Origin of the sequence: Longirhabdus pacifica (genome assembly GCF_004115085.1) — a bacterium.
Taxonomy (GTDB): Bacteria; Bacillota; Bacilli; order Paenibacillales; family DSM-105158; genus Longirhabdus; species Longirhabdus pacifica.
This window is the reverse complement of sequence record NZ_QXJP01000009.1, coordinates 35,359-57,000: the sequence shown is the minus strand read 5'-3', so window position 1 is coordinate 57,000 and position 21,642 is coordinate 35,359. Positions and strand designations below refer to the sequence as shown.

Below are 21,642 nucleotides of genomic sequence, written 5' to 3'. Positions count from 1 at the left end.
TATGATCTATAAAAAGTCCCAGTTTCTAACGTCAACGAATTTCCCTTTAATTGCTGCCGAAGCCGCCATAGCTGGAGAAACAAGGTGTGTTCTGCCGTCTCTTCCTTGTCTTCCTTCGAAATTCCGATTGGATGTAGAAGCACATCGTTCACCTGGCTCCAAATAATCTGGGTTCATCGCCAAGCACATGGAGCAACCAGCATCACGCCATTCAAAGCCTGCATCGATAAAGATCTTATCTAGCCCTTCTTTTTCTGCTTGAATCTTCACTCTTCCTGAACCTGGTACAACCATCGCATTGACATGGCTCGATACGTGGTATCCCTTCACTACTTTCGCTGCCGCTCTTAAATCTTCTATCCTACCATTCGTACAAGAACCGATAAATACTCTATCAATTTTAATATCTGTCATTTTTGTATTTGGCGCTAATCCCATATACTCCAACGCTTTTTCCGCTGCTTTGCGCTCGTTTTCTGTTGTAAAAGCCGCTGGATCAGGAACCACTTTATCTACATCTGTCCCCATTCCTGGGCTCGTGCCCCATGTTACTTGTGGAACGAGTGCAGCAGCATCAAATTGAATACACTTATCGTAGACTGCTCCTTCATCACTGCGCAGTTCATTCCACTGTTGCACCGCTTGTTCAAAGTCAGCTCCAGTTGGTGCATATTCTCTTCCTTTTAAATATTCAAATGTCGTCTCATCCGGTGCAATTAATCCCGCCCTTGCTCCTGCTTCAATCGACATATTGCATATCGTCATTCTTTCTTCCATCGTAAGGTTGGAAATAACTTCTCCTGTATATTCGATAACATATCCCGTAGCGAAGTCTGTTCCATGCTCTGCAATAATGCCAAGTATAATATCTTTTGCCGTTAATCCTGGCTTTAGCTCACCTGTAATACGCACTTCCATTGTTTTAGATTTTGCTTGATGCAAACATTGTGTAGCAAGCACGTGTTCCACTTCACTCGTACCAATACCGAAAGCTAGTGCACCGAAAGCACCGTGCGTAGAAGTATGACTATCTCCGCATACGATCGTTTTTCCTGGATGAGTTAGCCCAAGTTCTGGTCCCATAACATGCACAACGCCTTGATCGACATCATGTAAATCGTATAGCTTCACACCAAACTCCTTACAATTACGGCTCAACGCATCAATTTGTTGTTTGGATATCGGATCTTTAATGTTAAAGCGATCTTTCGTTGGTACATTGTGATCTATCGTCGCAACGGTCAAATCAGGTCTGCGAACCTTTCTGTTTGCTAATCTCAAACCTTCAAATGCTTGTGGTGAAGTTACTTCATGCACTAAATGCAAATCAATATAAATAATGCTTGGTTTATGCTCTTCTTCGATGATGACATGGTTATTCCAAATTTTTTCATATAATGTTTTACTCATTTTTTATCACCTACACGTCTTATTAAAGTAGTTAAACACATGTTATCATTTCTTTTCTCATTGATCCAAGATATAATATCTATAATCGTGATAGATTGAAACTATAATACTATAATGGAGTAGAAAAGGAGATATACTCATGGAATTAAGACATATGAGGTATGTGCTCAACATTGCGGAACAGAAAAATTTTTCTAGAGCAGCGGAACAACTTCACATTGCTCAGCCTTCATTAAGCCAACAGTTAGCCAAGTTGGAAAGCGAGCTTGGTGTGACGTTATTTAAGCGTAGTACAAATCGAGTGGAATTGACACCAGCTGGAGAAGTATTCATTAAACGATCCGAGAAAATTTTAGACCTTGTACTTGCTCTAACCAATGAATTAGAAGATATGTCAGGTATGAAGAAAGGAAAATTAACGATTGGTAGCTTGCCTATTACGGGTTCCTACATTTTACCTAAAGTGTTGCCTTCCTTTCAGCAGCGTTATCCTGGTATTGAAATTAATTTAGTGGAAGAAGCATCTTCTACATTAGAGCAGCTATTGACTCAAGGTAAAGTAGATATTTGTTTGCTTACCTTACCAATACAAGAGCCATCTCTATCCTATAAACCTCTTATTACAGAAGAAATTTATTTAGCTTTACCAGAAGGGCATGCACTACATTCACATTCCGAGAATACATTACATGAAAGAGTTTCTATTCGCAAGCTAAAAGAAGAGCCTTTTATTGTTCTAAAACAAGGACAAGGCTTTCGAAACATTACATTAAGTTTATGCAGACAAGCTGGCTTTGAACCTAATATCGTATTTGAAAGCAGCAATATTGAAACAGTACAAGCTCTCGTGGCAGCAGGAATGGGAATTGCTTTTGTACCAGATATGATCCGTCATTCACAGCGAGGGGACTTGGTTCCTCATTATAGTAAAATAGAAGGCGCTCCTACACGTACTATCGTGATTGGTTATCAACAAGAGCGATACTTATCCAAAGCTGCTACAACCTTCATAGATGAAATTAGAGAACAAACATTATAAATGTCACCCTATACTCTGATCAACATGAATCAGCGTCAACCAAAGTTACACATTAAGGATATAAAAAAGACTATTCCAGCACGTCACATACATGACATGTAGAATAGTCTTTTGCTTTTAATGTTTGCTTTTGATCACATTTATTTTAATAATGCATGAAGCATATTACTTCACTTTCTTCCATACATCACTTTGTCCTGGTGTATCACCTTGTGTATACCATTTTGCTTCATACTTTGTTCCGTTATAGTCTACTACCATACCACTTGTATATACCGTGTTTGCATTCCAATCTAATGAAGCATTCGTGCTTAACAATTTCCATCCGTTCATTGTATCTGGTTTCACGTTGCGAACCCACCATTTAGCTTCGTACTGCAAGCCATTATACGTGACTTGATCACCAGCTACATAAACGTCATTGGCATTCCAAGTTGGAAGATTTCCATTGTCATTACCGTTATCGTTTCCGTTATCGTTTCCGTTACCATTGTCAGCAGCTTCTTCCGTTGTCACTTCAAGTTTATCACTTGCGTTGGATACGTTGTCTGCTGCATCTACTGCTCTTACAGTGTAACTATAGCTTGTACCCTCAGATACTGTAGTGTCTTTAAACATCGTATTGGATGTTGTACCTATTTGTTTACCATCACGATAAATTTCATAAGATGTAACTGCTACGTTATCTTCAGAAGCTGTCCACATTAACTCTACTAAACTATCTGTCACCGTCATGGTGTGTAAATTAGTTGGTGCCGTTGGTGCTTGTGTATCGTTTTCAACGACTTTATCTGTTGTAACACTTAAAGCGTTGCTAGTTTCAGAGACATTTCCTGCAACATCATATGCTTTTATCGTATACTCATATTTCGTATTTGCAGTTACGTCTTTATCTGTATATGTTGTCGTTGTCGTCGTACCTACTTTGTTACCATCACGATAGATTTCATACTTACTTACACCTACATTATCTGTAGCAGCTGTCCATGCTAATTGAACTTGATTAGAAGTAACGTTTTCTGCATTCACATTAGTTGGTGCAGTTGGTGCTTGTGTATCTTCTTCTACGTTACCGTTTTGCAAGTTCACATCAATAACTTGATAGAATGCATTTGGTGTATCCGCTACATCCCATACACCTAAGATGACATGATAGCCACTGCGATCCGTCGGTACGTTAATGTCGTGTGATAGGTTGTTACTAGCAGCAGATCCATCATGTTCTACTGTCCCAATTAGTTCAAAATCAGAACGTTCTAAAGGATCATTTGGGTTCCAATCTGCTTTCGTAATATAGTAATGCCATTTTGATGTAGCATGAGCTGCAGTATAATTCCAAGTAAACGTATTTACTCCACCTGTCATATCTTGCTTGCTCCAGATACTATCATTTTGCTGATCCAACTTTAAATCTATTTGACCTAATCCACCACCTGCGGATGCAATTTGGCCATCAGCAGGGCCTGCTGCTGGAAAACCTTTTGGTCCTTCTACTGCTTGCGGAGCATTAATAGCAAGACCATATATGGATAATGCTTCATTGTATCCAAGTTGCTGCTTCATCAAACTACCAGTGTAACTTCTTGATGCAGGTTCTTTAATATACCCGTGGGCTGAAGCATCTTCTGCTTGCGTAGCGAAAGCTAAACCGAGGGCTAAAGTTAATACACTTCCTTTGATGACTTTCTTATGATTGTTTTTAATCCATTTCATGTTGATCACCTGTCCCTTAGTTTTTTGTTTTGTATACTTGAACAATTTTTGTATACGACTACAATCCTATTTTCTTTCAAGATCAAAGTCAATAGAATCACTAAAACAACCATTAATTGGATTAATTCACTCCAATTTAGAAACATTAGGTTGTTATTTCTGCCAATTATCATCTGTTACTCTAGTTTCATTTATATAAAAAGGGCATAACTTTTATTTTTCACTCTTAAAATACTTATCATCAGCGCTGTCTATTATATTATCGTACTTCCATCTTTAAAAATTTAGCTTAAATTTATTTATATTTACTCTTTTTATTGTTTACTTATTTATAAAATGCATTTAAAACATTTTTAAATTATATTTATTCAACTTTTTATTAACTGTTTAAACTAATTAAACCATCGCTTTTTTTATTCCACTCTATGCCAATTAAGGTAGTAACATCATGGGAACATCCCCTTTCTATGTGAAATAATATAGATAAGTTGAAGATACAAGTTCAACTTATTACCGCTAATCATAAAATGGAGAAATTTTAACAAGACAACCTTTACCCCTGGCACTTGAGACGTATACTTATATATCTTCATTTTTTATATTTGTTAGCTATTCATTTATATTATGTATTGAATAATGTTCACTACCAAGTTATAATTACTACAGATGTTACATTTTGTTAAATCAAACTAAAATTATTTAACATTCGGAGGCTGTTGTATTTTGAATGTACAATTTAAGAAAGGCTCATTGGAGATGTGTGTACTGATTTTCATTCATGCAAAAGATCGTTACGGATACGAATTAGCTCAACAAGTATCAGAAAGTATCCAAATTGCAGACGGAACGCTGTATCCTCTTCTGAGAAGATTAACAAAAGAAGGATTTTTATCTACTTATTTTGCTGCTTCTTCCGAGGGACCACAGCGAAAGTACTATACGATAACAGATAAAGGGAAGGAAAGAATGAAAGAACTAATCAATGAATGGGCGATTTTCACTAAAAATGTAGATGAGCTAATTCGAAAGGAGTATAAAATTCATGAATAAAGACAAATATTTTAGTCAATTAGAATCACTACTACAACGTTTATCACAAGAGGACCGAAAAGAACTACTATATGATTTACATGAGTATTTTGAGACGGGTCTTGAGGCTGGGAAAACAGAAGAGGAAATTATAGAAGAGCTTGGAGATCCTGAGACAATAGCGAAAGAAATGCTTGCGGATCAACATCCACTACAACATCAAAAGGGCCCACTACCTCCAGTCATTATCACCAAAAAAAAGAAACTGCCTTTTTACATTACACTGTCCGCCATTGTCATCTTTTTTCTCGTTATCACCGTTTCAACGCTCACTGGACTGCTACTAGTCAGTGCGCCAGAGAAATCAATACAAACCTTACAATCACAACAAGAGCCCTTTATTTCTTTAGATGGAATAGAAGAATTCATTAATGACTCCGTTGATCCTTATGTTAATGGCTTTGACTATGATAAATATAGCTACTATAGTAGCTCTGAATATATGGACAGCATTGAAGATATGATCGATACTTCCGTGAATTCAGTCCAGCAGTTTACCGATCAATTTAAAGATTTTCCTATTGAGTCGTACGATGAAGTCGATTCAGCTACTATCGATGTTTTCCGAGAAGAGACCATACAAAACAAAGACATTGAAAACATTAAAATTAGTACCGTCATTTCCAATATTGATATCGTAACATCAGAAAAAGATGAAGTGAATATTGTATTAAATGGAAAAATAAGCGAAAACATCGAAGAATATCTCCTTTTTGACGTCCAATCTCAAGGTGACACCATCACGGTAAAGGTGTCATTAAATTTTCAAAACATTCGTAACATCATCGCGAATTTAAACTTACAAGTTTCCATTCCTAAAGACTACAACTATGAAAATATCGAGCTCTCATCCATATCTGGAGAAACAAAAATAGACGGCCTTCTTACTAATGCATTATCGCTACAATCTACGAGTGGGAATATCGACTTAAAAAACAGCACAACAGAACAAATCAAAATAAACTCCACCGCTGGGAATATTAATTTAGACGATAGTACAACAAAGCAAACCGGCATCAATGTAACCAGTGGAAATATCAATATGGACAATGTAACTGCTGAAAATTACATTTTTTCTACCATATCTGGCTCTGTTCAAATGATAGATGATACATTAACTGGAAATGTGAAAGCGACAACGACGAGTGGAGATGTACAATTAGATATAGAAAAAACCATCCCTTCAGTAAATATAAATTTTGGTAGTATTACAGGTGAGGCGAAACTCGATATAGATGAATTGATATATGAAACAAAAAAAGAGCATAAAATCATCGCTAAAAAAGAGGAAGGGTTATATGAAATCCAAGTGAACACAACAACCGGTGATTTCACATTATTTAACACGCAGGCATCTACAGCGAATTAAATGACATTTATAATAGAAGAAACATATTTATACTATATAAGTTGAATCAACTTCTTCAACCAACTTATTACCGCTAATCATAAGATGAAGAAATTTCAACATCACAACCTTTACGCCTCGCTACTGAGGCGTAAACTTGTATGTCATCATTTATTTCTTTGATATGATTTTTTATATTTGCTATCTATTGATCTATATTATGTATTGAATAATGTTTACTAGTGAGTTATAATTACTACTAAAGTTACATTATGTTAAGTCAGACTACAATTATTCAACATTCGGAGGCTGTTATATTTGAATGTACAGTTTAAGAAAGGTTCATTGGAGATGTGTGTACTTATTTTCATTCATGCAAAAGATCGTTACGGATACGAATTGGCTCAACAAGTGTCAGAAAGCATCCAAATTGCAGACGGAACGTTGTATCCCCTCCTTAGAAGATTAACAAAAGACGGATTTTTATCTACTTATTTTGCTGCTTCTTCTGAGGGACCACAGCGAAAGTACTATACGATAACAAGTAAAGGGAAGGAGAAAATGCACGAACTAATTGATGAATGGGAGATTTTCACTAAAAATGTAGACAAGCTAATTCGAGAGGAGTATAAAAATCATGAATAAAGACAAATATTTTAGTCAGTTAGAATCATTGCTACAAAATATATCCCAAGAGGATCGAAAAGAACTACTATATGATTTACATGAGTATTTTGAGACGGGTCTTGAGGCTGGAAAAACAGAAGAGGAAATTATAGAAGAGCTTGGACATCCTGAGACAATAGCAAAAGAAATGTTTGCTGATGACTCTGCTGATCCCAATGTTAATGGTTTCAAATCGGATAAATATAATAAATACAGTTATCCTCTTGATATGGACAGCTTTAAAGATATCTTTGATCATTCATTTCATTCAGCCCAGAAATTTAAAGATAAACTTAACGAAAAGCTTAAAAAATTCCCTTTTGAATCCTATGCAGAAGTTAATTCAACCACTATTGATGTTTTACGAGAAGAAACCGTATCAAACAAAAACATTAAAGGCATCCATATTCATACCACTATTTCCAATATAGATATGGTAGTTTCAGAACAAGATGAAATACATATCGTATTAGATGGAAAAATAAGCGAAAGCATCAAAGAGTATCTTCTGTTCGACGTCCAATCTCAAGGTGACACCATCACGGTAGAGGTGTCATTAGATTCTCATAACATACGTAACATCAACGCAAACTTAAACTTGCAAGTTTCCATTCCTAAAAACTACAACTATGAAAAAGCTCACCTCACATCCATAACGGGAAAAACAACAATAGACGGTCTTCTTACTAATGTGTTATTACTAGAGTCTACGAGTGGTAATGTTCACGTAAAAAATAGTATAGCAGAGCAAATCGACATGCACGTGGTCAGTGGTAACATCTATTTAAGCGACAGTACAGCAAAGCAAACCAACATTAAAGTGACCAGTGGAAATATCAAGATGGACAATGTATCTTCTGAACATTACAATTTTTCAAATGTATCTGGTGATATCCATGTGATAGATGATACATTAATTGGCAATATGAAAGCCACAACGACGAGTGGAGATGTAAAGGTAGATATAGAAGAAACCATTCCTTCTGTAAATATAAATTTTGGTAGTATTACAGGTGAGGCGAAACTAAATATAGATGAATTAACGTATGAAACAAAAAAAGAGCATAAAATCATCGCTAAAAAAGAGGAAGGGTTATATGAAATCCAAGTGAACACAACAACCGGTGATTTCACATTATTTAACACGCAGGCATCTAAAGCGAATTAAATGACATTTATAATAGAAGAAAAAAATAAAGTATCCTTACTTTTTATGTGTAGGATACTTTTTTCGTTGCATTTTTGCTTGTAAACAAGTAGCTTAAAACATGGCTTTAATGTGATTTCCGTTAAACAATAGGAGCACCTGATTGTTTCCTGTGCGCGCTAACACACGATAGCCATAATCACTTTTAGTCGCCATGCCTTGATCATTTGGTCTGCAATAACCATCCACATGACAAGTTCCATCATCTCGCACACGAAGCTGACCGATTAATCCAACTGGAATCCACTCTGTTCTCTCATCACGTGCAAGGTAAGTTTGGTTTGGATCGTATGTTGGATTTATTATTCTTCGTTTTGTTGTCTGTTGAGGGGTTACGACGTTGTCTGAAGCATCTAATTGTTCTACAACTACCGTTTCATACACATATCTTCCCCATTCGTCTGTCACATATTGTCCTTGCCAATGTAGATCCGATGCCCCCGCAATGACGGCAGGCGTTGCACTGGTAATACCCAACACATAGCTATCACTGCTTGTTGCTTTTCGTATCTTTTTCCCTTGGCATGTGACAAAGTATCCTACATCTATCGCCATACCGTCCACGGACTCAAACATTTCAGCAACATCACAACTGTTGCAATTGCCGCCCATCGATACCGTGTTAAAGCATGCATCCCCTTCATTACCTGCATCTCCGCGAATAAATGCAGCTATGCCGTTGCCAGTAATGTTAGCACCTGCTGCTAAATGCCAGGAATTTTCAAACTTAGCTGCTCCACTATTGCCCATAATGTGTGCGCTAGATAACGTTGAACCTATTGATGTATCGATGCCTTCGGCATGACTAGCGAATCCACTTGCTCTCGTGCTACTTCCTTCCGCATGAGATGAGGTCCCCTCTGCCAAAGTCATGCTGCCTTCCGCATGACTTTGAGCTCCACTTGCTGTCGTACCACTCCCCTCCGCGTGGGCGTTATTCCCCATTGCGACGCTGTTTGATCCTTCCGCATGCGAAGCAATGCCAATGGATGTCGTACTCTCCCCTTCCGCATGACTGTTAGCGTTCGCTATCGTTGCTGATCCTTCCGCATGGGCTTCATTTCCCATTGCTGTAGTAAGCTGTCCTTCCGCATGAGAAAAAGTCCCCATTGCTATGGTGCGAAATCCTTCACTGTGACTTGCGAGTCCTATCGCTTCTGTTGACATCCCTTCGGCATGTGTACTATCCCCACTAGCTACGGTAGCGCTGCCCTCTGCATGCGCACTGTTTCCACTTGCTGTGACTCCTTCCCCTTCCGCATGAGAAGATGCAGCAAGTGCCATACTGTTGTGTCCCTCCGCATGAGCTGCAGTATCACTCGCAATACTCCCCATGCCTTCCGCATGCGCACCTCCTCCCGAAGCGACCGTTCCCATGCCTTCGGCATGAGATTGAGAATCACTGGCCGTCGTTAAACTCCCTTCCGCGTGGGCTGCGTCTCCACTTGCTAACGTTCCTGCACCTTCTGCGTGACTATCCTGTCCGCTACTGATACTATTTTCCCCTTCACTATGTGCATGCTGACCAGAAGCCATCGTATTTAAACCTTCCGCATGTGCAGCAATATTCGTAGCGGTACATCCAACACCTTCCCCATGTGCAGCAAACCCGCTAACAAAGGTCAAACTTCCTTCCGCATGAGAACCTGTAGCCATTGCCATCGTATTTAAGCCTTGGCTGTGTGCTGCTTCTCCACTTGCCATACCATGGAGCCCTTCACTATGGGAAGCTTCTCCGCTTGCTAACGTATTCCAACCTTCGGCATGTGAAGCCTCTCCACTAGCGGTAGTGCCGTTCCCTTCGGCATGTGCAGCCGTCCCCATACTTTTCGTATCTCTTCCTTCACTATGCGCACAAGCACCAAGTGCCATACTGCTACACCCTTCCGCGTGTGCATTATCCCCTTCTGAAACGGTAAGTATTCCTTCTGCATGAGCATTCACACCGTTAGAAACGGTGATGTTTCCTTCCGCATGAGAACAAATTCCATTGGCTATCGTACTGCATCCTTCCGCATGTGCATCATCGCCAACAGCTTCTGTCAGAATGCCTTCGGCATGAGCATTAACGCCTGTTGCCGTGGTGGTATTTCCTTCGGCATGGGCACAAATTCCGATCGATAACGTATTACATCCTTCACTATGCGTAGCAAATCCTTCCGCTTTCGTCCCAGCTCCTTCTGCTAGTGATGCTCTTCCTTTCGCAACCGTATTTTCACCTAATGCGGTGGAGCATATGCCTATCTCCTGTCGATTGCATTTCATCAGTAGACTCCTTTCTCTTCATCCACATCGTAGATGTTTATCCTACTTTTATGTATATTCAACTCTTATCTATATCGTATAGGCACATGTACGTTGGAACGTAATTCATACATTACTTTTTTGATGAAGAAGTTACTTCTAGTTCTCCATTTGAGGCATACACTTGAGGAGTCACTTCTGTCCATTCTTTCTTTTGCTTGCGTTTATGCTTCGGCATATTCACGCCAATTACGCCTCCAATAATGAATAACATACCAATGAAATGATAGAAATAAAATGGTTCATGTAAAATAAGTACACCTGCTAAAACACTCACAATAGTGGTTAAGTTCATAAACACACCTGATCGAGAGGCGGATAATTTCGATAAAGAATAATTAGTCAGTATTGCGGTAAAAAAAGTCGAGGGAATACTAAGATATAAAATAGGTCCTAAAAAGGACATGTCAGTAGCCAGTGCAAAGTCAATTTTTTCTGGGGAAATAAACAGTATTAAATTAAACATCAACATACCAACAAACATCATCATGAACGTCATTTCCATCGGCGAAAACGTAGTGGAGTATTTTCTCGCAAATACAGAGAACAATGCCATTGCCAACGTGGAAAGAACAATGAGTGTCATTCCTATCATATTGGCTTCCCCATCTACTCCCTTCATCACCCCAATGTAAAGTACACCAGCAACCGAAAATAATATTGAAATTTTTTGGAGAAGTGAAGTATATTCTTTTAATAGAAATGCTGAAAGTATCAAAACCATAATGGGGAATAGTGCTGTTATGAGTCCCGCTTCACTAGCTGTTGCATATTTCATACCATATAATTGCAACGTAAATGCCAAAACGGGTTGTAATAAACTAGCAAGTAACAATGGTAAGATACGCTTATTCCTATAATTCACTTTAATAACTTTGAATAACACGAGAACAAACATAAACAGAAAAGCAATACTAAAACGATAAGCCAGTATATTGAGTAATGAAGCAGCATCTACTACTTGTTTTAAAAATAAAAAACTTAGTCCAGCAATGATAGATCCAAGTACCCCAGATAAGATAGGAAGTGTCATGTTTGTACGTGTCGTTAATGTTGATTTCATTATATTTTTCGCCTCCACTTGATTTCATCTCTATTGTTTATATGTCTTATGTTAACTGAAACTATTCTCTGCTTCATCGGCATCATGGTGGAGATGGACATACTACTTTAGAAGGATATACCACTACTCCATTCATAGCACAAAAAAAGAATGCCCGATGAGGTAACCGCTTAGTCATCTAAGCACTACCATCCATCAGACATCCTTGGTGCAACGTATTACAATAAAGTGATTCATGTATGTTGCAAAGCATATATAATGATCGCCATCACTTGCATGCAAAGTTGGCGTTATAACATTAGTTTCGAATAAGGTGATCAAATGCTCCTAGAGCTGCATTTGCACCAGAACCCATAGAAATGATAATTTGCTTGTAAGGAGTATCCGTACAATCTCCAGCAGCAAATAATCCTGGGACATTGGTAGCACCGTGTTTATCCGCCACCACTTCACCAAATTTAGTACGTTCAACAATTTCTCCTAACCAATCAGTGTTAGGTAGTAATCCGATTTGAACGAACACCCCTTGTAATGGGATATGCTTTTCTTCTTCACTATCACGCTCGATATACGTGATACCATTTACATTGTCTGTACCTGTAATTTCTTTGGTTTGCACGTTTTTGAGCACAGTAACATTAGGAAGACTATACAAACGTTGTTGTAAAATCTCATCTGCTTTTAACTCTGGCATAAACTCCAGTACCGTTACATGTTTTACAATACCAGCAAGATCAATCGCTGCTTCTACGCCGGAATTACCTCCACCGATAACCGCTACATCTTTCCCATCAAATAATGGACCATCACAATGAGGACAGTAAGCTACACCTTTGTTTTTAAACTCTTCTTCACCTGGGACACCAACATTGCGCCAGCGTGCACCAGTAGAAACAATGACTGTCTTACTTTTTAACACAGCACCGTTCTCGAGTTCCAGTTCAAAGAGATCTTTCTTTTCCAGACGTTTGGCACGTTGCAGATTCATGACGTCAATATCATACTCTTTCACATGTTCTTCTAGACTTGCTACAAGCTTTGGCCCTTCTGTTTGTTTCACACTAATAAAGTTTTCGATGCTCATCGTATCGAGTACTTGACCGCCAAATCGTTCAGCGACAATGCCGGTACGAATGCCTTTGCGGGCAGCATATATCGCTGCACTTGACCCAGCAGGTCCGCCACCAACAACCAGCACATCAAAAGGTTCTTTATCTGCAAACGCTTCTGCATCGACACCAGAACCTAGCTTCGCTAAAATTTCTTCCAGTGTCATGCGACCGCCACCAAAAAATTCGCCATTTAAAAATACAGCAGGAACTGCCATCACATTGTTACTTTCTACTTCATCTTTGAAGACAGCACCATCAATCATACTATGCGTAATATTAGGATTAAGCACACTCATAATATTTAATGCTTGCACAACATCAGGGCAATTGTGGCAGCTCAAACTGACATACGTTTCAAAGTGATATTGCTCATCTATCGCCTTAATTTGATCGATCACAGCGGAATCTACTTTAGGAGCTCTTCCACTCACTTGCAATATCGCTAACACAAGAGAAGTAAATTCATGTCCTAATGGAATACCTGCAAAAGTGATTCCAGTATCTTCTGCTGTACGATTCACACTAAAGCTAGGTGTTCTTTTTAGTTCTGTTTCTTCTATTGTAATTCTAGGCGACATTGAAGCAAGTTCATTTACTAGATTCATCATATCTTTCGATACGTTATCTGTATTTGCACTAACTTTTAATACGATATCGCCTTCCATTAACTGAAGATATTCGTTTAATTGTGCTTTAACTTTTGCTTCAAGTACCATTGCTGTCTACTCCTTTAAGGTCATTAAATTTTGCCGACAAGGTCAATCCCTGGTGTTAATGTTTCTCCGCCTTCTTCCCATTTTGCTGGGCAAACTTCACCTGGATTGTTTCTTACGTATTGTGCTGCTTTTACTTTATTGATTAACGTGGATGCATCACGGCCAATGCCACCTGCGTTAATTTCTACCGTTTGGATGACACCGTCTGGGTCGATAATAAATGTACCGCGATCTGCTAAACCTGTGTTCTCATCTAAAACTTCAAAATCACGAGAGATAGCTTGAGATGGATCACCAATCATTGCATAAGTAATTTTACCAATTGCTTCGGAGCTATCGTGCCATCCTTTATGTGTAAAGTGTGTATCCGTGGATACAGAGTATACTTCTACTCCTAGCTCTTGCAAGCCAGCGTATTCTTTTTGAAGGTCTTCAAGTTCTGTTGGACATACAAATGTGAAATCTGCTGGGTAGAAACAAAATACACTCCATTGCCCTTTTAAATGCTGTTCCGTAACCTCGATGAAATCACCGTTTTTGTATGCTTGTGCTGTAAAGGCTTGTACTTCTTTTCCGATTAATGACATAATTGAAATTCCTCCTAATATGTTTTTCACGGTAGATGTTAAATTCAAATACCGTGCTAGTTAATAATAATTTTAATCTAGTAATAATTATAATTAAAAAAAATTATTTGTCAAGGCGTTACAAAACAAATAGACGTAATATATTAGTGTATGTGTGACGAAACATTGAAAAACAGCATAAAAAAGATAGTATCCATTATGATCCATACTATCCTTTTAATTTGATTATAAGGTTTATAACCTTGAAAATCAAAAACAGTCTATTATAACCGCTTGCAGCATGTAATATATTTACTTCCGTCTTTTTTTACGACCAGACGTACAACCGGCATTCGCTTGTTTAAACGTAGATCTTCTACTCACTAGTTTCCCTTTTTCATCTACATATTGAATAACAAAACTCTTTCTATTTTTGTTTCTCATCTTAAACCTAAACATTCTTATTATCGTTTTTCCTTTTCTGGAGCTATTGACAATACTGTATTGTAGATACTTACTTGGTGTGAAATAGACAGAACCATCTTTCCTAAAATGCACATTAGCATTAGATATTTGGCTGGATTCTAAATTTAAACATTCAAAAGGAATACCGAAACACAAGCATCGATTAAATTGACTACACGGTCTATTATTTAATGGATTACAAGACCTTCCAGATGGGCAGTTTGCGCTAATTCTTCTTAATGTTTTTACTTTTTTAGTCACTTTCATTGTGCCACTGCTATGCCTTCTTAACATGAATCAAACCTCCTTTTGCTTTATTTAGATGTAAGGATGCTAACATTTGCTTGTGCGATTGCAGCCTGAATAAAATATGGGAATGACAATCAACATCCATATCCTAGATCCACTCTCTTTACATCAATCTAGAATCTTGTTTATATTTACTTCCGTCTTTTTTTACGACAAGACATACAACCAGCATTCGCTTCTTTAAACGTGAACCTTTTATTCACTAATTTTCCTTTTCTATTTAAATTTTGGATTGTAAAGCTCTTTCTATTTTTGTTTCTAATCTTAAATCTAAACGTTCTTACTATCGTACGTCCTTTTCTAGGTGTGCTAATAATACTGTATTGTAGATATTTGCTAGGTGTAAAATATATAGCACCGTCTCTCCTAAAATGTACGTTTGCGTTAGATATTTGACTAAGAGATAAATCCAAACAACCATTAAGCCCAGGAATGAATGGTATTCCTATACAAAGACAAGAATCAAATTGCCTACATGGAAAATTATCGATAATATTGCAAGATCGACCATCTGGACATGGGCGTCTTCTTCTCTGCGCTATCCTTTCCACTCTTCTAATAACATGAACGTGGTTATTTCTTTGACTTCTTATCATATATTTACCTCCTTTTGCTTTATTAGATGTACGGAGGCTAGCATTTGCTTGTGCTATTGCATACTGAATAAATTTGGGTATGAGAAGAAGGCTCACGATCAATAACCTAGGTCTATTCGCTTTTTATCGCGCTCATGATCCAGGTTAGAGATATTTTTCTTTATTTTCTTCTTTTTTTAGCACAAGACGCACAACCAGCATTCACTTCTTTAAACGCCATCCTTCTAATTACTAATTTACCTTTTCTATTCAAATTTTGAAATGTAAATCTCTTTCTATTTTTGTTCCTAATATGAAATCTAAACGTTCTTATGATAAATCGATTTTTTCTAAAATTAATAATACTGTATTGTAAATATTTACTCGGTGTAAAAAAGACAGAACCATTTCTTCTAAAGTGTACGTCTGCATTCGTAATTTGAGCCGGTGCAAAACTTCCACAAACCGGTAATAAGAGGCTTATGCAAATACAACCAGGACCAAAATCCCTACAGGGTCTATTACCTACTACCATACAAAATCTAGCTGGACAGTCTACCCTAGTTTGTTTTAATGTTTTTACTCTTCTACTCACTTTCACTGTGCCACTGCTATGCCTTCTTAACATGAATCTAGCCTCCTTTTGGTTTATTAGATGTAAGGAGGCTAACATTTGCTTGTGCGATTGCATCCTTCTCTCCTAAAATGTAAGTCTGCATTAGATATTTGACTAAGTGATAAGTCAAACATCCAATTAGCCACCTTTTAATTAGTAGGTATCTTTTGTGTTATCCTCTCTTTTTACTACAAGAATTACATCTGTTAGCTTGTTTGAACGTTATTCTTTTACTTTCTAATTTACCTTTACTGTTTACTGTTTGTGAAATGAAGCTTTTTCTGTTTTTATTTTTCATCTTGAATCTAAATGTTCTTACTATAAATTTTCCTCTTTTAGGCGTATTTACAATGGTGTATTGAAGGTATTCACTTGGTGTAAAGTGTATCTCTCCGTTTTTTTTAAAATGCAAGTTTGCGTTTGTGAATAAGCTAGAACCCACTATTCTGCAAACACCAACGACAATACCTTCACAAAAGCAACCTTGCTGGATCGCCCGTCTACAAGGGGAATTGGTAAATTGTTGACAAATACTATCAGTTGGGCAATCCACACTTCTAATCTGACGTAAAGTCACTACTCTTCTTTTCACATGAACGTGTCCAGTTCTTTGACTTCTTAACATAGTTTTACCTCCTTTTGCTTTAGTAGATGCCGGAAGGCTTGTAAGTGCTTGTGCAGTTTCATGATGAACAAATATACAAATCAACCACACATGCAAAACAAAGCCTTCTTTCTATAGAAGTAGAAAGAAGGCTTTGTAGTTATTTTTCAAGTTTAAACCATGCTGTCTTATATACTGCGTTGTTGAATGACTTCTGCATACCGCTTCGCACTGTCTTTCAGGTAACGCTTCTGCGTTTCGAAGTCCACATACACAATACCAAATCGTTTAGAATACCCAAATGCCCATTCAAAGTTATCTAGCAGTGACCATACATAATATCCAGCAATATTCATGCCTTGTTCATTCAGATCTGCCACCACATGTAAGTGCTTTTCCACGTAATCTGTACGCTGGATATCGTGCACTTGCCCGTCTTCTTCTAATACATCTGGATACGCAGCTCCATTTTCCATAATATATATTGGAAGGTCTGTATATTCTTCTCGCAGACGATAGATTAAATCATGAAGCGTCTCTGGGACAACATCCCATCCCATTCCCGTTTTAGGTAGATCGGAATATCCACCTTTATACAGCATTTCTGATGCCCCCGAAAACTCTACTAGAGAACGACTATAGAAGTTCACACCTAAGAAATCACACTCTATCGAAATGAGATCTAAATCCCCGTCTTCCATAAAGTCATAGTTATGAATGAATTTTGAATATAAGTTCATCATATCTGTCGGATATTCTCCTTTAAAAAGGGGATCTAAAAACCATCGGTTCAAATAACCATCACAGTTATTCGCAGCTAATTGATCATTGATACTTTCACTCATAGCGTAAGTGGGACCCAAATTGAGTACAATACCTATCGGTTTTTTGCCACCAAACTGTTCTTTATAAAAATGAACGGCTGCTCCATGAGATAATAAAATATGATGTGCTGCTCTAATGGCTTCATCTAAGTTTGTATGACCTGGTGCATGAATACCTTGGTGATAGCTAAGCAGAGAGGCACACCATGGTTCGTTATGTGTCGTCCACATGGATACCACCTCATCTAGTTCCTGAAAACAAACACTAGCAAAATCCATAAACCAAGTCACAACATCACGATTTATCCAGCCACCAAGCTCATAAGCCCACTGCGGCAAATCCCAATGATATAACGTTACGGCTGGTTGAATGCCTTCTTCTACTAGACGAGTGGCAAGTTTTTTGTAAAATGCCATTCCCTCTTCATTATACTGGCCTTGTTGCGGGAAAATTCTAGGCCATGCGATCGAAAATCGATATGAATCCACACCTAATTGTTTTAATATAGTAATATCTTCTTCCATCCGGTTGTAATGATCGCAAGCAATATCCCCTGTATCGCCATTTAACACTTTTCCAGGTGTACGAGAAAATGTATCCCATATCGAAGGTGTTCTTCCACCTTCAAAAGCTGCTCCTTCAATTTGATACGATGATGTTGCTGTTCCGAAAATAAACTCTTTTGTAAATTGCTTCATGTTTAACACCTCTACTATTCTTTGATTGAACCTGCTGATATATTGTTAATAATATATTTAGAGAAAAATAAGAACGCGATCATAATCGGTACAACAGAAATGGCAATACCTAAGTACAAAGAACCTAAATTCTCCGCGACTTGAGAACCTTTCAAGAAGCCCATTAAAACGGGCAACGTAAATTTATCTGGCGAGAATAACATGACTAATGGAACGAGATAGTTATTCCAAGAACCAATAAACGTAAAAATAGACATCGTAGCTACTGCTGGCATCATAATCGGTAAGGCTACCGTATGAAAAATTCTTAACTCACCCGCTCCGTCCATTCTAGCCGCCTCTAATAAGGATGGATGCAACGTAGATGACAAATATTGACGTAAAAAGAAAACGACAAACGGACTGGCGATGGCTGGTATGATGAGCGGAATATACGTATCCAGTGTGCCAAGAAATTTGTTTAACTCATAAAAGCCAATTAACCCGAGTTGCCCTGGAACCATCATCATGATGAGCATAAATAAGAACAATATATTTTTACCTTTAAATTGGTATACCGCAAAACCGAAAGCGGTTAATGCTGAAAAATACCCACTCAAGAGCGTGACACATACAGATACGAACAAACTGTTTCTGAAGCCAACCCATATGTTCACATACTCTATCATCGTTTTATAATTATCTATAAGGCTGCTTCCGGGAATGAAGCTGAATCCTAGAATGATTTCCTTATTTGATCGCGTCGCGTTAATGATCATCATATAAAAAGGAATAACACTAATGATCGTCAGTACAATTAACAGCACATAAATGATTATTTTTATAGTTTTGTTTTTTGAATTTTTGACTTTCTTCGGTGTATGGATCATTTGGTTTTCTGTTTTAAGCACGTTTTGTGTTTTCATCTTCATTCCCCCCTATTCTTCATCACTTTTGCATCACGGTACATCGATTTAAATGTAACGGCTGAAAAAATGACAGTGATTAAAAATAGTGCATAAGCGATGGTTGCTGCATAACCATAGTTATTGTAACGGAATGCCTGATTATACAAATATAAAACCATCGTATTTAAAGAGCCTTCTGGTTCTCCTAATCCGTTCTTCGACATGAGCATGGGAAGTTCAAATAATTGAAGACCTCCAATTAGCGAAGTAATGAGCACGTATAATAAGATCGGCTTTAATAATGGCATCGTTATTTTCGTAAACGTTTGTCTACTATTGGCCCCGTCCATTAGAGCAGCTTCATAGTAATCTTTCGAAATGCCAGAAACACCGGCCATAATCACGATGAACGTAAATCCAAACCACATCCATGTCAAAATGAGAGAAACGGATAATTGAGCGGTAAAAGGTTGGTTCAACCAATGAATAGGTTCGGAAATAATCCCTATATTTAATAGTAATTGATTAATGGAACCATATTGCCAATCCAACATAATACCGAATAAAAGTGCAACAGAGCTGACCGTAATTAAATTGGGTAAATAAAACACCGCTCGGAAAAAGCCTAGACCTTTAATTCTAAAACGCAAATCGGAAAATAATGCGGCCAATAAAAGAGCAATGCCAAGCTGCAAAATAAAATTAAAACCCCAAATTTTCCACGTATTCATAAAAGCTTCTAAAAAATACGTATCGGTGATGATACGAGCATAGTTGTCTAAGCCGATAAAGGTTGGTTTGCCATACCCTTCGTATTGTGTGAACGTATAGTAAAACGTTAAAAAAACAGGATATACGTTAAAAATGAGGAACACGATAAAAAATGGCGCTATAAAGTAGTATCCTTTGTAGTTAATGTTTTTCACAGTCTATCCCCGCCTTCCTTTGGCTAAAACAAATAGGGATAGTCCTTATCCCTATAGATGAAGTACGCAGTCTTATACTAAGGTGTTTTGATGTTAGGATAAGCGTTCTTTACTGCTTTATAAAAATCTTGAACTGCTTCTTCCTTGGACTTTTTACCGTCAACATATTCTTGCACGTGCGTGCCGAGCAGCGTGTCAATTTCTTGATCATATTTCGTCACTGCATTCGCATCGATTGCTTTGGCTTGTTCTAGGAAAAACTTATAGTTGTTTTGTCCGCTTAAGAAATCTTCACTCACGGTATCTTGGATTTTATCCGTTACAGGTAGGAAAGAGAGAACGTCACCTGTTTCATTCGCCCAATTGGTTAAAAATTCCTCGTCATGAGTCATCATTTTCACAAATTCAAACGCTAAATCTTTTTTCTTCGAATCTTTATACACCCCTAACCATGTTCCTCCCCAAAAATATGGATTCGGACCTGTCGCAAGCCCCCAATCTCCAACCGTTGCTTCAGCATTTTCTTTCAACACACTGTGTAAACCCCATGTCGGTAAGGGATACGCAAATACTTCCGTTTTATCTTTGGATTCTTCATTAACATCTTCCCATCCACCGTTGTAAGCGATTGGACCATCCATCGAAGCAAACCAAGATGGGGACCACTCTGGTGCAAAAGCGGTATAATCATTTTCTCGAAGTATTTTTGCTTGCTCAAAATAACTTACTTTTGCATCTGTCATGATGAGCTCATCATTTTCATTTACCCACGGTTGTGAATCCACACCTCTCGCAAACCAACGTATTGCACCTTCATCCGCGAATAGTCGATATCCTGCTTGCTTCAACTTTTCACCTGCTTCAAACAACCCTTCCCAAGTGCTGAACATTTCTCCTACTTGTTCTGGATCATCTGTCCCTAACACTTCATTCGCAATACTTCGGCGATAGAAAATACCACCTGGCGTCGTTTGCCATGACAGTGCCTTCACATTTCCTTCTGGATCTTTCCCTAGATCAAATACATAAGGAACATAGTCATCTTCCCACTCATCTACGTTGTATGGTTCCGCTGATAAGTTCTCCCAGTAATCTCGCTCTGTCCATTGTTTGATAAAAGCCACTTCTCCAGTAAATACGTCTGGTGCACCTACCCCGCTTTCCAGTGCCGGTCTAAGCTTTGTTGGGTAATCCGCAATGGGGACGATAGTCAATTCTACTTCTATCCCGTGTTCTTCTTCGAATTTTTCAACTGCACCGTATTTTTCTAATTCATCTGTAAAGGACCAAATTTTCAACACGTCTTTACCACTACTACTTTCAGAGTCACTGCTACATCCAGCAGCAAAAACTGACATCAATGTGATTGAAATACATACAATGAAGAACTTTTTCATTTTAAAACCCCCATTTTCCATAATTTTATTGGCATAAAACAAATATAAATGAAGCGCTTACAAGTTGATGCTTACTTTATTTACAAAAGATAAATAAAAATAAATAA

Annotated in this window: 18 protein-coding genes; 5 read left to right on the top strand and 13 right to left on the bottom strand. The window is 37.9% G+C overall.

Annotation, left to right across the window (positions count from 1 at the left end; translation table 11 throughout):
- Window positions 1–6: 6 nt before the first annotated feature.
- Complete coding sequence (leuC, locus tag D1Z92_RS08945) at window positions 7–1,410, bottom strand: 3-isopropylmalate dehydratase large subunit (RefSeq protein ID WP_128895325.1); 1,404 nt, start codon at window positions 1,408–1,410, stop codon at window positions 7–9.
- A 139-nt stretch (window positions 1,411–1,549) separates the two neighbouring features.
- Between leuC and D1Z92_RS08940 the strand changes: the two genes are divergently transcribed.
- Window positions 1,550–2,449, top strand: a complete 900-nt coding sequence (locus D1Z92_RS08940; RefSeq protein WP_128895324.1) for a LysR family transcriptional regulator — start codon at window positions 1,550–1,552, stop codon at window positions 2,447–2,449.
- A 165-nt stretch (window positions 2,450–2,614) separates the two neighbouring features.
- On the opposite strand, the gene D1Z92_RS08935 is transcribed toward D1Z92_RS08940, so the two are convergent.
- A complete protein-coding gene (locus D1Z92_RS08935) occupies window positions 2,615–4,162 on the bottom strand; it encodes a lytic polysaccharide monooxygenase (RefSeq protein ID WP_128895323.1) in 1,548 nt (515 codons plus the stop codon).
- A 723-nt stretch (window positions 4,163–4,885) separates the two neighbouring features.
- Between D1Z92_RS08935 and D1Z92_RS08930 the strand changes: the two genes are divergently transcribed.
- The 4 genes from D1Z92_RS08930 (at window position 4,886) to D1Z92_RS08915 (ending at window position 8,433) form a co-directional block, all read left to right on the top strand.
- On the top strand, window positions 4,886–5,212 hold the full coding sequence (locus D1Z92_RS08930) for a PadR family transcriptional regulator (RefSeq protein ID WP_128895322.1): 327 nt from the start codon (window positions 4,886–4,888) through the stop codon (window positions 5,210–5,212).
- Window positions 5,205–6,620 carry a DUF4097 family beta strand repeat-containing protein gene (locus D1Z92_RS08925; RefSeq protein WP_128895321.1) on the top strand — a complete coding sequence of 472 codons (1,416 nt, stop codon included), beginning with the start codon at window positions 5,205–5,207 and terminating at the stop codon, window positions 6,618–6,620. Before D1Z92_RS08930 ends, D1Z92_RS08925 begins: the two co-directional genes overlap by 8 nt.
- Window positions 6,621–6,917: 297 nt before the next feature.
- Window positions 6,918–7,244 (top strand): PadR family transcriptional regulator, encoded by a 327-nt coding sequence (locus D1Z92_RS08920; RefSeq protein WP_128895320.1) that lies wholly within the window; start codon window positions 6,918–6,920, stop codon window positions 7,242–7,244.
- Complete coding sequence (locus D1Z92_RS08915) at window positions 7,237–8,433, top strand: DUF4097 family beta strand repeat-containing protein (protein WP_128895319.1); 1,197 nt, start codon at window positions 7,237–7,239, stop codon at window positions 8,431–8,433. Before D1Z92_RS08920 ends, D1Z92_RS08915 begins: the two co-directional genes overlap by 8 nt.
- Before the next feature lie 93 nt (window positions 8,434–8,526).
- On the opposite strand, the gene D1Z92_RS08910 is transcribed toward D1Z92_RS08915, so the two are convergent.
- The 11 genes from D1Z92_RS08910 to D1Z92_RS08860 form a co-directional block, all read right to left on the bottom strand.
- Complete coding sequence (locus D1Z92_RS08910) at window positions 8,527–10,737, bottom strand: peptidase G2 autoproteolytic cleavage domain-containing protein (RefSeq protein ID WP_128895318.1); 2,211 nt, start codon at window positions 10,735–10,737, stop codon at window positions 8,527–8,529.
- 112 nt (window positions 10,738–10,849) lie between these two features.
- On the bottom strand, window positions 10,850–11,839 hold the full coding sequence (locus D1Z92_RS08905; RefSeq protein WP_128895317.1) for a DMT family transporter: 990 nt from the start codon (window positions 11,837–11,839) through the stop codon (window positions 10,850–10,852).
- Window positions 11,840–12,137: 298 nt separating this feature from the next.
- Complete coding sequence (gene ahpF / locus D1Z92_RS08900; RefSeq protein ID WP_128895316.1) at window positions 12,138–13,667, bottom strand: alkyl hydroperoxide reductase subunit F; 1,530 nt, start codon at window positions 13,665–13,667, stop codon at window positions 12,138–12,140.
- 23 nt (window positions 13,668–13,690) lie between these two features.
- A complete protein-coding gene (ahpC, locus tag D1Z92_RS08895) occupies window positions 13,691–14,254 on the bottom strand; it encodes an alkyl hydroperoxide reductase subunit C (RefSeq protein WP_128895315.1) in 564 nt (187 codons plus the stop codon).
- A 291-nt stretch (window positions 14,255–14,545) separates the two neighbouring features.
- Window positions 14,546–14,992: a hypothetical protein gene (locus tag D1Z92_RS08890; protein ID WP_128895314.1), complete on the bottom strand. Its 447-nt coding sequence runs from the start codon at window positions 14,990–14,992 to the stop codon at window positions 14,546–14,548.
- A gap of 771 nt (window positions 14,993–15,763) precedes the next feature.
- Window positions 15,764–16,210, bottom strand: a complete 447-nt coding sequence (locus D1Z92_RS08885) for a hypothetical protein (protein WP_128895313.1) — start codon at window positions 16,208–16,210, stop codon at window positions 15,764–15,766.
- Between the two features lie 160 nt (window positions 16,211–16,370).
- A complete protein-coding gene (locus D1Z92_RS08880; RefSeq protein WP_128895312.1) occupies window positions 16,371–16,823 on the bottom strand; it encodes a hypothetical protein in 453 nt (150 codons plus the stop codon).
- Window positions 16,824–16,990: 167 nt separating this feature from the next.
- Window positions 16,991–18,325 carry a GH1 family beta-glucosidase gene (locus tag D1Z92_RS08875; RefSeq protein ID WP_128895311.1) on the bottom strand — a complete coding sequence of 445 codons (1,335 nt, stop codon included), beginning with the start codon at window positions 18,323–18,325 and terminating at the stop codon, window positions 16,991–16,993.
- Window positions 18,326–18,339: 14 nt separating this feature from the next.
- Window positions 18,340–19,194, bottom strand: coding sequence for a carbohydrate ABC transporter permease (locus D1Z92_RS08870; protein ID WP_128895377.1), 855 nt, complete (start codon window positions 19,192–19,194; stop codon window positions 18,340–18,342).
- 38 nt (window positions 19,195–19,232) lie between these two features.
- Entirely contained in the window at window positions 19,233–20,138 is a 906-nt protein-coding gene (locus tag D1Z92_RS08865; protein ID WP_128895310.1) for a carbohydrate ABC transporter permease, read from the bottom strand.
- Between the two features lie 77 nt (window positions 20,139–20,215).
- Window positions 20,216–21,535, bottom strand: a complete 1,320-nt coding sequence (locus D1Z92_RS08860; protein WP_128895309.1) for an ABC transporter substrate-binding protein — start codon at window positions 21,533–21,535, stop codon at window positions 20,216–20,218.
- Between the last annotated feature and the right edge of the window lie 107 nt (window positions 21,536–21,642).

Excerpts from the sequence above, each read along its gene's own strand:
- leuC (WP_128895325.1), bottom strand. The coding sequence starts at position 1,410 with ATGAGTAAAACATTATATGAAAAAATTTGGAATAACCATGTCATCATC.
- D1Z92_RS08940 (WP_128895324.1), top strand. The coding sequence starts at position 1,550 with ATGGAATTAAGACATATGAGGTATGTGCTCAACATTGCGGAACAGAAA.
- D1Z92_RS08935 (WP_128895323.1), bottom strand. The coding sequence starts at position 4,162 with ATGAAATGGATTAAAAACAATCATAAGAAAGTCATCAAAGGAAGTGTA.
- D1Z92_RS08925 (WP_128895321.1), top strand. The coding sequence starts at position 5,205 with ATGAATAAAGACAAATATTTTAGTCAATTAGAATCACTACTACAACGT.
- D1Z92_RS08915 (WP_128895319.1), top strand. The coding sequence starts at position 7,237 with ATGAATAAAGACAAATATTTTAGTCAGTTAGAATCATTGCTACAAAAT.
- D1Z92_RS08910 (WP_128895318.1), bottom strand. The coding sequence starts at position 10,737 with ATGAAATGCAATCGACAGGAGATAGGCATATGCTCCACCGCATTAGGT.
- D1Z92_RS08905 (WP_128895317.1), bottom strand. The coding sequence starts at position 11,839 with ATGAAATCAACATTAACGACACGTACAAACATGACACTTCCTATCTTA.
- ahpF (WP_128895316.1), bottom strand. The coding sequence starts at position 13,667 with ATGGTACTTGAAGCAAAAGTTAAAGCACAATTAAACGAATATCTTCAG.
- ahpC (WP_128895315.1), bottom strand. The coding sequence starts at position 14,254 with ATGTCATTAATCGGAAAAGAAGTACAAGCCTTTACAGCACAAGCATAC.
- D1Z92_RS08890 (WP_128895314.1), bottom strand. The coding sequence starts at position 14,992 with ATGTTAAGAAGGCATAGCAGTGGCACAATGAAAGTGACTAAAAAAGTA.
- D1Z92_RS08885 (WP_128895313.1), bottom strand. The coding sequence starts at position 16,210 with ATGTTAAGAAGGCATAGCAGTGGCACAGTGAAAGTGAGTAGAAGAGTA.
- D1Z92_RS08880 (WP_128895312.1), bottom strand. The coding sequence starts at position 16,823 with ATGTTAAGAAGTCAAAGAACTGGACACGTTCATGTGAAAAGAAGAGTA.
- D1Z92_RS08875 (WP_128895311.1), bottom strand. The coding sequence starts at position 18,325 with ATGAAGCAATTTACAAAAGAGTTTATTTTCGGAACAGCAACATCATCG.
- D1Z92_RS08870 (WP_128895377.1), bottom strand. The coding sequence starts at position 19,194 with ATGATCCATACACCGAAGAAAGTCAAAAATTCAAAAAACAAAACTATA.
- D1Z92_RS08860 (WP_128895309.1), bottom strand. The coding sequence starts at position 21,535 with ATGAAAAAGTTCTTCATTGTATGTATTTCAATCACATTGATGTCAGTT.